Origin of the sequence: Spirillospora sp. NPDC127506 (genome assembly GCF_040302145.1) — a bacterium.
In the GTDB taxonomy this organism is placed as follows: domain Bacteria; phylum Actinomycetota; class Actinomycetes; order Streptosporangiales; family Streptosporangiaceae; genus Spirillospora.
Window position 1 is genome coordinate 20120 of the sequence record NZ_JBEORG010000061.1, and the last position, 12009, is coordinate 32128.

Genomic DNA, 12009 nt, shown 5'->3' on the forward strand with positions numbered 1-12009 from the left:
TTCCGCGGCGGTCAGGCGCGCAGGCGGCTGACCTCGTACAGCGCGATGCCCGCGGCGACCCCGGCGTTGAGCGACTCGGCCCTCCCCGGCATCGGGATCGTGACCAGCATGTCGCAGGTGTCGGCGACCAGCCGGCCGAGCCCCTTGCCCTCCGAGCCCACGACCAGCACGAACGGCCCGGACGCGATCTCCAGGTCGGCGACGGTCACGCCGCCGCGCGCGTCCAGCCCGGCGACGAAGCAGCCCGCCTTCTGGTACGCCTTGAGCTGCCGCGCCAGGTTCGTCGCCTGCGCGACGGGGCAGGTCGCGAGCGTCCCGGCGGACGACTTCCAGGCGCCCGCGGTGATCCCGGCCGCGCGCCGCTCGGGCACGACGACGCCGGTCGCGCCGAACGCGGCGGCGGACCGGACGATCGCGCCGAGGTTGCGCGGGTCGGTGATCCCGTCGACCGCGACGACCAGCGGCGCGGCGCCCTTGAGCAGGTCGTCCGGGTGCGCGTACCGGTACGGCTTGACCTGCAGCGCGATGCCCTGGTGGACGGCGCCGCCGGTCAGCCGGTCGAGCTCGTTCTTCCCGGTCTCCAGCAGCGGGACGCCGCGGTCGGCGGCCAGCTGGATCGATTCCCGGACCCGCTCGTCGTTGCTGGACATCACGTACAGCGCCGTGCCCGGGACGCCCGCGCGCAGCGCCTCGACGACCGGGTTCCGGCCGGTGACCAGCTCGGGGACCTCGCCGTTCGCGCGCCGAGCGCCGGCGGGACGCCCGCCGGGGGCGGCGGCCGCGGCCTTCGCGCGCCCGCCCGGCCCCAGCGTCGGCGTGCCGGTGCGCTTGGCGTTCTTGATGGCGCGGGCCTTCTGGCGCTTGCCGTGCCAGTGCCGGTCCTCGGCCTTGGGGGTCGGTCCCTTGCCCTTGCGCTTGGCCATTGTGCGTTACGCCCCTCGCGACGATTGCGTGCTCGCCCTCGCGGCTGCCGGGCGGCTAAGACTCTCTCGGCTAAGACTCTGTCGGCTAAGACTCTGTCGGCGGGACGGCACGTCGGCGAACCCCCGCGAACGTCCGATTTTATCCGCCGCGCGGGACGCGTCGCGCACTCCGCGCGGCGCCGGTCAGCCGCGCTTCAGCTCCCAGCGGGGGCCGTGCGGGGTGTCCTCGACCACGATCCCGGCCTCGGCCAGGCTGTCGCGGATGGCGTCGGCGGCCGCGTAGTCCTTGCGCGCCCGCGCGGCCTGCCGCTGCTCCAGCGCCACCGCCACCAGGGCGTCCACGACGGGGCGGAGGTCCTCCTCGCCCGCCTTCCTCCACTGCGGCGACAGCGGGTCGATGCCGAGGACGTCCGCCATGGCCCGCACCGCGGCGAGCGCGCCGCGCGCCGCGTCATGGTCGCCGGACGCCAGCGCGCTGTTGCCCTCCCGGACGGTCTCGTGCAGCACCGCCAGCGCCTGCGGGACGCCCAGATCATCGTCCATCGCGGCGGCGAACGCGGACGGCACGGACGACGCGGGGACGGCCCCCACCACCTCCGAAGCCCGCGTCACGAAGCCCTCGATCCGCTGGTAGGCGGAGACGGCCTCGGCCAGGGCGGCGCCGGTGTAGTCCATGAGCGACCGGTAGTGCGCCGAGGCGAGGTAGTAGCGCACCTCCACCGGGCGGGCCTTGCCGAGCAGATCGGGCAGCAGCACCACGTTGCCGACCGACTTGCTCATCTTCTCGCCGTCCACGGTGAGGAGGCCGTTGTGCAGCCAGTAGCGCGCGAACCCGTCGCCGGCGGCGCGGGACTGGGCGATCTCGTTCTCGTGGTGCGGGAAGATGAGGTCGACCCCGCCTCCGTGGATGTCGAACGTGGGGCCGAGGTACTTCGTCGCCATCGCCGAGCATTCGAGATGCCAGCCGGGACGCCCGCGGCCCCAGGGCGTCTCCCAGGACGGCTCGCCCGGCTTGGCGCCCTTCCAGAGCGCGAAGTCGCGCGGGTCGCGTTTGGCGTCCTCATTGGGCGTGTCGCCTGCGGACCGCATGTTCTCCAGCCGCTGGTTCGACAGCGCGCCGTACTCGTCGGCCCACGACTTCACGTCGAAGTACACGTCGCCGCCCGCGGCGTACGCGTGGCCCTTCTCGATCAGCCGGCGGATCAGCACGATCATCTCCGGGACGTGCCCGGTGGCGCGCGGCTCGACCGTCGGCGGCAGGCAGCCGAGCAGGTCGTAGCCCTGGTTGAACACGCGCTGGTTGCCCTCGGCGACCGCGAACCACGGGACGCCCTGCTCCGCCGACACCGCGATGATCTTGTCGTCGATGTCGGTGACGTTGCGCGCGAACGTCACCTCGTACCCGGACGCGCGCAGCCAGCGCAGCAGCACGTCGTAGATGACGCCCGAGCGGAGGTGCCCGATGTGCGGTGATGCCTGCGGGGTCGCACCGCACACGTACATCCCCACGCGGCCTTCTTCGAGGGGCTCGAACGTGCGGACGCTGCGGGTGCCGGTGTCGTAGAAGCGCAGACTCACAGGGTTCAGGTTATTGGATCGGCGAGCGGCCGCGTCGCGCATTGCGCGGCGCGGCCCCCGCCGCCGTGTCGCACCTCGCCGAACACCGCGTCAAGCGTCCCCGTCGTCTTCTCCGTCTTCTCCGCCTTCTCCGTCATCTCCGTCTTTCCCGTTGAGCCGGAAGGCGCGGGATTCGAGATAGCGGCGCTCGGGGATGCTGGTCGTGAGCCGCGCCGCCTCCCGGTACGCGTCCCGCGCCGCACCGGTCTCACCGGCCATCTCCAGCAGGTGGGCGCGGACGGCCGCGAGCCGGTGGTGCCCGGAGACCCGGTCGTCGCCGTCCAGCGTCCGCAGCAGGTCCAGCCCGGCGGACGGCCCGTGCACCATCGCCAGCGCCACCGCCTCGTTGAGCGTGACCACCGGGTTCGGCGCCAGGTGCGACAGCAGCCGGTACAGCGCCAGGATCTGCCGCCAGTCGGTGTCCTCGGGCCGGTGCGCCTCCCCGTGGACGGCGGCGATCGCGGCCTGCAGCTGGTACGGGCCGGGCGGCGACCAGGTGAGCGCGTCGGTGACGAGGGCCGTGCCCTCCTCGATCGCGTCCCGCCGCCAGAGCGTCCTGTCCTGCTCGGTGAGCGGGATCAGCAGCCCGCCGGGCCCCGTGCGCGCCGCCCGCCGGGCGTCGGTGAGCAGCATCAGCGCGAGCAGGCCCGCGACCTCGCCGTCGTCCGGCAGCAGGCCGTGCAGCGCCCGCGCGAGCCGGATCGCCTCCGCGGTGAGGTCGGTGCGCTGCAGGTCCGGCCCGCTGGACGCGGTGTACCCCTCGTTGAAGATCAGGTACAGGACGTGCAGGACGGCGCGCAGCCGCTCGCCCCGCTCCCCCGGCGGCGGCATCGCGAACCGCGCCCCGGCCGCCCTGATCTTCGCCTTGGCGCGGCTGACCCGCTGCGCCATCGTCGCCTCCGGCACCAGGAACGCCCGCGCGATCTGCGCCGTCGTCAGCCCGCCGACCGCCCGCAGCGTCAGCGCGACCTGCGAGGACGGCGACAGCGCCGGATGGCAGCAGAGGAACAGCAGCGTCAGGGTGTCGTCCCGGTCGCCCGGCCGGTCCTCGTCCGGGCCGGGCTCCGCGGGTTCCCGCGCGGACACCGCGGCCTCGCGGTCGCGGCGGGCCCGCTCACTGCGCCACTGGTCGGTGAGCCGCCGCGCCGCGACGGTCAGCAGCCAGCCGCGCGGGTTCTCCGGGACGCCGTCCCCCGGCCACTGCACGGCGGCGGCGAGGAGCGCCTCCTGCACGGCGTCCTCGCAGGCGTCGAACGCGCCGTGCCGCCGCACGAGCGTGCCGAGGACCTGCGGCGCGAGGGTGCGCAGCAGGTCCTCGACGGCCGGGGGCGCCGTCACATCTCCGTCCCGCCCTCGCTCATGACGGCCCGGACCTCCATGCGCCCGCCGAACCGGACGTCCGGCCAGCGCCTGGCGATCTCGACCGCCCGCTCCTCCGACTCGCAGTCGACGGTGAGGAAGCCGGCGAAGTGCTCCTTGGCCTCCAGGAACGGCCCGTCGGTCACCGCCGGCTGCCCGCCGCGCTCCAGCACGTTCTTGGTGGTGGACGGGTCGGCCAGCGCCTCCCCGCCGACCCACTCGCCCGACTCCTGCAGCTCCCGCATGATCGCGTCGACCTCGGCGAACAGCGCGTCGCGCTCCGCCTCCGTCAGCTCCTCCGCGAAGCCGGGGCGGTTGTAGATCAGCAGCATGTACTTCACGGTGTGCTCCTCGTCCCGTGTGTCGTCCCGAGCGGCCCCGGTCGGCCGTTCGTCACTGAACGATCGGAGCCGGCGGCGGGTTCTCTACATGCCCCGCGGAAGAGTTTTCAGAAGGGCCCGCCCGGATCACTGAGCCGGCGGCACAGCGCCGCGAACGCCAGCGCGTCCGGCATCTGGGAGGCGACCGCCACCAGGTCCATCCGGCCGGTGTACGCGCGCACGGTCACCATGCCGTTGCTGATCTCCACGTCCTGGACGGCCTTCCACGGCAGCCGCTCGCCGTCCTTCTCGACGCCGTCCAGGTCCACGGTGAACGGGCCGAGGCGCACCCGCTCCCGCGCCCGCACCGCCGCCAGGCGCCGCGGGACGATCCGGGCCGTCACCTCCTTCGCGACGGTCACGCCGAGCGCCCGGACGTCCGGGATGTCGTCTTCGAGCCGCAGCACGCCGCCGTCGTCCGCGACGATCGTGAAGCACCACCGGATCCGCGGGCCGCTGCGCCGCCCCGAGACCGTCACCGACTCCAGCTCGTCCCACGTGTAGCCGGTCTCGCCGCCCGGCCCGGTGACCGACAGCCCGTTGGTGTAGAGGCGGGCGATCCGGTTGCGGAGGCGGGGGCGGTCGCGTCCCGCGATCCAGCCGCCGGCGGCCGCGTACCCCATCGAGAGCAGCAGCGCGGGGACGCCCACCCACCACGCGCCTTCGTGCAGGTAGACGACGGCCGCCGGGATCAGCGCCAGCGACGCCAGGCCGAGCAGGCACAGCCACGCCCACGTGCGGCGGCCCGCCGCCCGGCCGTCGAACGTCCGGACCGGCTCGCCCAGCCGGTCGTGGACCCCGTCATCAGGCGACGCCACGCCGCGCTACCCGGCCGTCCGGGTTCGGGTCCCGTCCACGAACCAGCCGTAGGGCATCGCAGCCTCCCCTCGGGACGTCGTCGTCCATACCGTACGTCTCCCCCTTTATCGTGCGCAGCGACAATGTGATCACTAAGAAGTTGCGGTTCGCCGCCGTCCGGGCCGATTAATCTCGGCTGCGGACCCTCAAGGCGCCCTCCCCCGGAACGAGACCCCATGCCATCTGACCCGACCCGGCCGACCTTCACCCGCGCGCAGCGGCGGGTGCTCACCGCGCTCGCCGGCCTCGTCGTCGCCGCGCTCGCCGCCGGCGCGTACGTGCTCACCTACGACGTCCTCCGCGAGCTCGCCCTCGCCGGGCGGGTGAGCCGCCGCTGGGCGCCGCTGTACCCGGCGATGGCCGACATCCTCGTCGCGATGACGATCCTGTCGCTGGTCGTCACCCGCAACGCCCGCTGGTGGACGCGGCTGCTCCGCTGGGCGCTGCTGCTCCTCCTCGCCGCCGGGGGCGCCGCGGCCTCCGTCCAGCACGCGGTGTGGGGGTACGGCTCCCTCCCGGACGACGCGGTGCGCGCGGGCGTGGCCGTCGCGCCGGAGGTGATGCTGGTGATCGCGATCTGGCTGTGGCTGACGATGTTCAAGCAGATCCGGGTGGCCCGGCCCGCCGCCGCGGAGACCGCTCCCGTCGAGGGGCAGCGCGGGCACGTGAAGGTGCTGGGGCCCGCCGGGCCGCCGCCGCTCGCGCTGGAGCCGCCCGCCGAGCCGCAGCCGTCCGCCGAGCCGCCGTCCGCAGAGCCGCCGTCCGGCGCCGCCGACGAGGAGCCGCTGATCCCGTTCCCTCCGGAGCCCGCCGCCGAACCCGAGCCGGTCACCGAGCAGGAGCCGGTCGCAGAGCAGGAGGCAGGGCGGGCAGCCCCGGCCGCGGAGCACCCGGGCGCGCACGAGGGCGGCGTCCCGGAGCCCGTCCAGTACCAGCCGGCCGCACACGAGCCCGCCGCACACGAGCCCGCATCACACGAGCCGGCTTCATACGAACCCGCTTCACACGAGGCGGAACACGAGCCGAGCGGCCCCGCGCACGGGCCCGGCGAGGACGAGCCGGCCGGGCAGGGAGGGCGCGCGGAGCCCGAGGGCGCCGGGTACGGGGGGAGCCTGTCGTCCGAGCCGGCGCCGCCGCTGGACGCGCTGCCGGAGCCGCGGCCGCCGCTCGACCCGATCCCGGCGCTGCTCCCGACGGACGTCGAACTCGTCCGCGGCCGCGACCGGGACGACGCCGAGGAGCGCCCCGTGGCGTCCACGACGCGGCCCGACATCGTGGTCCCGGGCGCGGAGGAGGACCTCCACGACACCCCGCCCGCCGACCGCGCCGAGGACCCCGACGCCGGCGACGGCCCGGCCAAGGACTGGAACCCGCCGCCGTCGAGCAACTTCCGCAGCGGCCCCACCCCGCCCGCCGACTAGCCGGACGCGTCCGGGGGTACTGACCCGGGCATGAGCGCCTTACTCGATCGGCTCTTCGACGACGCCGCGCTCTTCCCGCCGGAACGCGCGCCGCTGGACCGGGCGCTGCCCGCCTACCGCGAGGCCGCCCGGAACCCGGCGGCGGGGCGGCTGCGCTGCCCCGCGTCCCGGTTCGCCGAGCTGCGGACGCATCTCGTCCCGGAGGACCTCCTCGACCTCGTCCTCGTCGGCGACACCGGGGTCGGCGAGCTGCCGAAGACGCTGGACGCCGCCCTCGCCGAGCCGCGCGTCCGGCCGTGCGCGGTGGAGATCGCCGTGCCGGAGGACGCCGACCAGGCGCGGGCCGCCGCCGTGGCGCTCGCCCAGTTGCCGTCCGACGTCCCGGCGCGCATCGAGGTGCGCCCGGCGCCCGGCTGGCGGGACGCGCTGGACCGCATCGCCGCGGCCCGCGACCGCGGCGCGCCCCTCGGCGCCGCGACCGCGGCCGTGTCGGCGGCGTTCATCTGCGCCTGCGCCGAGCGCGGTCTGCGGTTCTCGTGCTGGAACGGTGCGGGCCACGCCGTCCGCTCGCCCTCCGGGCCGGGCTTCTTGAACGTCCTGCTGGCCGCCGCGCAGGCCGCCGCCGGTGAGCGCGAGGTGCGCCGGACGCTGGAACGCGCCGACGCCGAGCCCCTGGCCGCCGGCGTCCGGGCCCTCTCCGAGGACGAGGCCCGGGGCGCCCGCCGCCTCCTGGCAGCGCTCAACGTTCGCAATCTCGACGCCCTGCGGCGGATCGGGACGCCGGACATGGGGAAAGATATGTCTCCATGACGACCGTTTCGTGGGTTGATGTCGATGAGAACGCCGGGTTCGGCATCGAGAACCTCCCGTACGGGGTGTTCGCGCGCCCCGGCGAGCTGCCGCGTGTCGGCGTGGCCATCGGCGACCGCGTCCTCGATCTGGCGGCGATGTCCGCCGCAGGGCTGGTGGAGGACCGCCACTACTTCGCCTCGGGGTCGCTGAACGCCTTCATGGTCGCGGGACGGCCCGCCTGGCAGGCGAACCGGGAGCGGGTGACGGAGCTGCTCACCGACGAGTCGTACCGGGAGCGGGTCGAGCCGCACCTGATCCCCGTCGCGGACGTGGAGCTGCTGCGGCCGTTCGAGGTCGCCGACTACGTCGACTTCTACTCCTCCGAGCACCACGCCGTGAACGCGGGGCGGATCTTCCGGCCGAACGGCGACCCGCTGCCGCCGAACTGGAAGCGGCTGCCCGTGGGGTACCACGGCCGTTCGGGCACCGTGTACCCGTCGGGGACGCCGGTCATCCGGCCGTCCGGCCAGCGCCGCCTGCCGGGCGACCCGGATCCGTCGTACGGGCCGTCGCTCCGGCTGGACTTCGAGGCCGAGGTCGGGTTCGTCGCGGGCGTGCCCTCGTCGGCGGGGCGCGGCGTGCCGACGAGCGCGTTCCGGGACCACGTGTTCGGGTTCGTGCTGGTGAACGACTGGAGCGCGCGCGACCTGCAGGCGTGGGAGTCGCTGCCGCTCGGGCCGTTCCTCGGCAAGTCGTTCGCGACGTCGGTCTCGCCGTGGGTGGTGCCGGTCGCCGCGCTGGAGCCGGCCCGCGTGACCCCGCCCGTCCAGGACCCCCCGCCGCTGCCCTACCTGCGCTGCGACGAGCCGTGGGGGCTCGACCTGCACCTGGAGATCTTGATCAACGGCCAGGTGGCGGCCCGTCCGCGGTTCGCGTCGATGTACTGGACGTCCCCGCAGCAGCTGGCGCACGCCACGGTGAACGGCGCCCCGCTCCGCACCGGCGACCTGTTCGCCTCGGGGACGGTCTCGGGCCCGGAACGCGGCCAGCGCGGCTGCATGCTGGAGCTCAGCTGGAACGGCCAGGAGCCGCTGGAGCTGCCGGACGGCACGAAGCGCACCTACCTGGAGGACGGCGACACGGTCACGATCCGCGCCCAGGCTCCGGGCGCCTCCGGCTCCCGCATCGCCTTCGGCGAGGTGACCGGCACCGTCCACCCGGCCCAGCCCTAGAGGACGAGGCCCGAGACCACGAGCCCCCCAGATCACGAGGCCCCTAGATCACGAGGGCGGTGGCCATCGCAGCGAGACCTTCGCCTCGGCCCGTCAGGCCCAGGCCGTCCGTGGTGGTGGCCGAGATCGTCACCGGGGCGCCGCCCAGCGCCTCGGTGAGGGTCTTCTCGGCTTCCGCGCGCCGCTTGCCGATCTTGGGGCGGTTGCCGATGATCTGGACGGCCACGTTGCCGATGGTGAAGCCCGCTTCGGTGACGCGGCGGGCCACTTCCCGGAGGAGGTCGACGCCGGAGGCACCGGACCAGCGGGGGTCGTCGGTGCCGAAGACGGCGCCCAGGTCGCCGAGGCCGCACGCCGACAGGAGGGCGTCGCAGGCGGCGTGCGCGGCGACGTCTCCGTCGGAGTGGCCGGCGAGGCCGTGGCCTTCGCCGGGCCATTCGAGGCCCGCGACCTTGAGCGGCCGCGGGGTGGACGAGAACGGGTGGACGTCGGTTCCGACGCCCACCCGTGGAAGCCGTTCGGTCAACTCAGCTGGCCAGGACCTCGTCCAGCAGCGCCTCGGCCTTGTCCTCGTTGGTCTTCTCGGCGAGCGCGAGCTCGCTGACCAGGATCTGCCGCGCCTTGGCGAGCATCCGCTTCTCACCGGCGGACAGGCCGCGCTCCTTGTCGCGCCGCCACAGATCGCGGACGACCTCGGCGACCTTGTTGACGTCGCCGGACGCGAGCTTCTCAAGGTTCGCCTTGTACCGGCGCGACCAGTTGGTGGGCTCTTCGGTGTAGGGTGCGCGCAGCACCTCGAACACCTTCTCGAGCCCCTCCTGGCCCACGACGTCCCGGACGCCCACGTCCTCGACGTTCTCGACCGGGACCCGCACTGTAAGGTCGCCCTTGTCAACCTTCAGGACCAGATAGGTCCTGTCCTCACCCTTGATGGTGCGAGTCTCGATGGCCTCGATCCGAGCAGCCCCATGGTGGGGGTAGACGACGGTGTCGCCGACCTGGAAAGTCATGTGACAAGTACCCCTTCCGCTAGAACCAGGGTAGCACGGAAACGAGCGTGGCTGAACCGGCGTTACCGACAAATGCCCAGGTCAAACCGCATATTGGGGTATTGACAAAGCCCTTTAATGGTGCATCGGCGTCCAGTTCTCCACACTCAGCGTAGCCGACAGATCACCGTGACCCCATCGGAACGCCATTACCGGTAAGGGGAGCCCCGTTACAAGCATCCGTCCCGCCAGTCGCGCGGATGCGTTCCATACTGGAGGTGAGCATGCCGGGCGCGGCGGGTACGAAGCGCCCGGAAGGCCCCGAATAGGACGGCGGCCCGCGGACCGCGAGCGGCGAGGGGAGGTGCGGCGTGAGGCCGGACGGCGGCGACCCGGAGCCCGACGACTACGGGCTCCCGCCCGTCGACGTGGTCATCCCCGACGACGCCCGCGAGCTCGAGCGGGACATGGCCGCCTACCACCGCGAGGAGCGGCGCCGGCGGCGCCGCGCCCGGCTCCGCCGCCTGGTCCGCCCGGTGACCCGGTTCGGCGTCGCGATCCCGATCATCGCCGGCGCGCTGCTGGTCGCGCTGCTCAGCGGCGTGCTGATGACGGCGTTCGGCCCGCGTCCGGTGCCCCGCCCGACCGGCGCGCAGCTCGCGCCCCGCCCGTCCGCCGGCCCCGGCGAGATCGGCGGCCTGCTGCCGGACCGGGAGGTCGGCATCGTCGCGGACGGCAGCACGTCCGTCCCGCTGCGGAACCTGCGCCCCGGGGTGATCGGCATCGTCCCGCCCGCGTACGAGTGCGAGACGGTGGTGGCCGAGCTCGCGGGCAGGACGCGGGAGTACAAGCTCAACTTCTGGCTCGTCGCCGACCCGCGGCCCGCCGGCGGCGCGAAGGCGACGTCGGTGAAGGAGCTGCGGGCGTGCGCGGGCACCGCCCACGACGGGACACCGCTCCTCCTCGAAGACCGGGACGGCGTCCTCGCCACCGCCTACGCCCCCCGGCCGGCCGCGCCCGGCCCGGCCGGCGCCGGGCTCACCGCCGTGTTCGTGCAGCCGGACGGCATCGTCAGCGAGATCGTCCACGGGCCGCGGCCCGGGCCCGACCTCACCCGGCGGATCGAGTCCCTCGGCACCGGCTGATCGTCCGGGAAAGGCGGCCGGAAGGGACGAGGCGCGGCGGAGCGCGCCGGACGCGGCGCGTCTCCCGTGGGCGTCCGGTGCATCTCCCGTGCATGTTCCGCGCGTTTCCGAGCATTGTTCCCGCCATGCGCTGGCGTGTCGGCGACCCCGGAGCGGGGTCCGCGGCAGGGTCTCGCTACGCTTCCCCTGGCGTATCTCACGCCGCTCTCACAACTTTCCGATGTCACATCTATTGATGACACTTCGCGAGGAGACCGACGCCGTGATCCGAAACAGCCGTCGAGTGGTCGTGCTCGCCGTCGCGGGCGCCGTCGCGATCGCGCCGGTGATCTCCGGCTGCGGCGCCGGCGAGACTCCACAGTCCGCCTACCCGACCCGCCTGACCGAGGGCGTCAACGTGTCGGTGCCCAACGGCAAGCCGCAGGCACTGAAGATCAGCCTGCGCAACATGTTCCTGCTCGGGCCCGCTCCCACCGAGCAGATCAAGCCGGGCCAGGCCATGCCGCTCTACGGTGTGATGATCAACCAGGTGGAGGGCGCGCAGGACAGGCTGGTGTCGGTCAGCTCGCCCGCCTTCGGCGGGGCGAAGATCGCGGGCGGCGCCCTCACGCTGCCGCCCGCCGCGGCGGACGGGGCGGGCGGCGTGGTCAGCCTGCTCGGCAAGCCGCCGGCGACCCCCGCGGCGAGCCCCTCCGCGACGCCGAGCGGACGCCCCTCGGGCACCGCCAGCCCGACGACCACCGGCGGCACCGGCGCAACACCGAACACGTCCGCGACGCCGACCTCGCAGAACACGGCCGGGCCGGAGCAGAGCCCCCCGCAGACCCCGACCACGGGCGAGCAGCCGCTCGTCGTGCTCACCGGCCTCACCGACGGCGGTCTGCAGCCGGGCTCGACCGTCCCCGTGCGGCTGCAGTTCGAGAACGCGGGCGCCGTGGAGTTCCAGGTGCCGATCGTGCCGCACCAGCAGGACTACCTCACCTACCCGCAGGCCACCCCGGTCGGGCAGGCGACCGGCACCCAGCCGCCGGGGGCCGCGACCGGCCCGGCGACCAGCCCGAGCCCCGGCGCGTCCGGCGAGCCGACCCCCGGCGCGTCGGAGACGCCCGGCGCGAGCGGCGACTGACCCGCCGCCGACCCCGCCCGCCGACCCCGCCCGTCACCCCAGCCCGTCAACCCAGCCCGCGCAGAGCATCCGCGATCGAGTAGGAGGGCCGGGTCGCCCGGCCCTCCTCTCACACCACCGGACATGCGGGCCCGCATCCGGCGGTTCGTCAAGCCGTTGATCTGAGC

General features: G+C 74.2%; 12 protein-coding genes. 5 read left to right on the plus strand and 7 right to left on the minus strand.

What is annotated here, in order from left to right; translation table 11 throughout:
* Positions 1 to 11: 11 nt before the first annotated feature.
* The 5 genes from rlmB to ABTW95_RS33335 form a co-directional block, all read right to left on the minus strand.
* A complete protein-coding gene (gene rlmB, locus ABTW95_RS33315) occupies positions 12 to 923 on the minus strand; it encodes a 23S rRNA (guanosine(2251)-2'-O)-methyltransferase RlmB (RefSeq protein ID WP_500228375.1) in 912 nt (303 codons plus the stop codon).
* A 183-nt stretch (positions 924 to 1106) separates the two neighbouring features.
* The gene (gene cysS, locus ABTW95_RS33320) at positions 1107 to 2501 is read right to left on the minus strand and encodes a cysteine--tRNA ligase (protein ID WP_500228376.1); all 1395 of its coding nucleotides are present in this window, start codon (positions 2499 to 2501) and stop codon (positions 1107 to 1109) included.
* Positions 2502 to 2591: 90 nt separating this feature from the next.
* Positions 2592 to 3878 (minus strand): RNA polymerase sigma factor, encoded by a 1287-nt coding sequence (locus ABTW95_RS33325; RefSeq protein ID WP_500228377.1) that lies wholly within the window; start codon positions 3876 to 3878, stop codon positions 2592 to 2594.
* Positions 3875 to 4231, minus strand: coding sequence for a YciI family protein (locus ABTW95_RS33330; protein WP_500228383.1), 357 nt, complete (start codon positions 4229 to 4231; stop codon positions 3875 to 3877). Before ABTW95_RS33330 ends, ABTW95_RS33325 begins: the two co-directional genes overlap by 4 nt.
* Positions 4232 to 4347: 116 nt before the next feature.
* Positions 4348 to 5097, minus strand: coding sequence for a DUF6585 family protein (locus ABTW95_RS33335; protein WP_500228378.1), 750 nt, complete (start codon positions 5095 to 5097; stop codon positions 4348 to 4350).
* A 216-nt stretch (positions 5098 to 5313) separates the two neighbouring features.
* On the opposite strand from ABTW95_RS33335, the gene ABTW95_RS33340 reads away from it, so the two are divergent.
* From ABTW95_RS33340 to fahA, 3 genes are read left to right on the plus strand one after another with little or no spacing between them, the layout of a single operon-like run.
* The gene (locus ABTW95_RS33340; protein ID WP_500228379.1) at positions 5314 to 6558 is read left to right on the plus strand and encodes a hypothetical protein; all 1245 of its coding nucleotides are present in this window, start codon (positions 5314 to 5316) and stop codon (positions 6556 to 6558) included.
* Between the two features lie 30 nt (positions 6559 to 6588).
* The gene (locus ABTW95_RS33345; RefSeq protein WP_500228380.1) at positions 6589 to 7368 is read left to right on the plus strand and encodes a hypothetical protein; all 780 of its coding nucleotides are present in this window, start codon (positions 6589 to 6591) and stop codon (positions 7366 to 7368) included.
* Positions 7365 to 8582, plus strand: a complete 1218-nt coding sequence (gene fahA / locus ABTW95_RS33350) for a fumarylacetoacetase (protein ID WP_396451816.1) — start codon at positions 7365 to 7367, stop codon at positions 8580 to 8582. The genes ABTW95_RS33345 and fahA overlap by 4 nt, the downstream gene beginning before the upstream one ends.
* A gap of 43 nt (positions 8583 to 8625) precedes the next feature.
* Here the strand turns inward: fahA and ispF are convergent, their stop codons facing one another.
* Together ispF and ABTW95_RS33360 are read right to left on the minus strand one after the other, a co-directional pair.
* Entirely contained in the window at positions 8626 to 9087 is a 462-nt protein-coding gene (gene ispF / locus ABTW95_RS33355; RefSeq protein ID WP_396451814.1) for a 2-C-methyl-D-erythritol 2,4-cyclodiphosphate synthase, read from the minus strand.
* A 22-nt stretch (positions 9088 to 9109) separates the two neighbouring features.
* Complete coding sequence (locus ABTW95_RS33360) at positions 9110 to 9592, minus strand: CarD family transcriptional regulator (protein ID WP_089328581.1); 483 nt, start codon at positions 9590 to 9592, stop codon at positions 9110 to 9112.
* Between the two features lie 350 nt (positions 9593 to 9942).
* Between ABTW95_RS33360 and ABTW95_RS33365 the strand changes: the two genes are divergently transcribed.
* Positions 9943 to 10716, plus strand: coding sequence for a hypothetical protein (locus tag ABTW95_RS33365; protein ID WP_500228381.1), 774 nt, complete (start codon positions 9943 to 9945; stop codon positions 10714 to 10716).
* Between the two features lie 262 nt (positions 10717 to 10978).
* Entirely contained in the window at positions 10979 to 11842 is an 864-nt protein-coding gene (locus ABTW95_RS33370; RefSeq protein ID WP_500228382.1) for a hypothetical protein, read from the plus strand.
* Positions 11843 to 12009 lie beyond the last annotated feature (167 nt).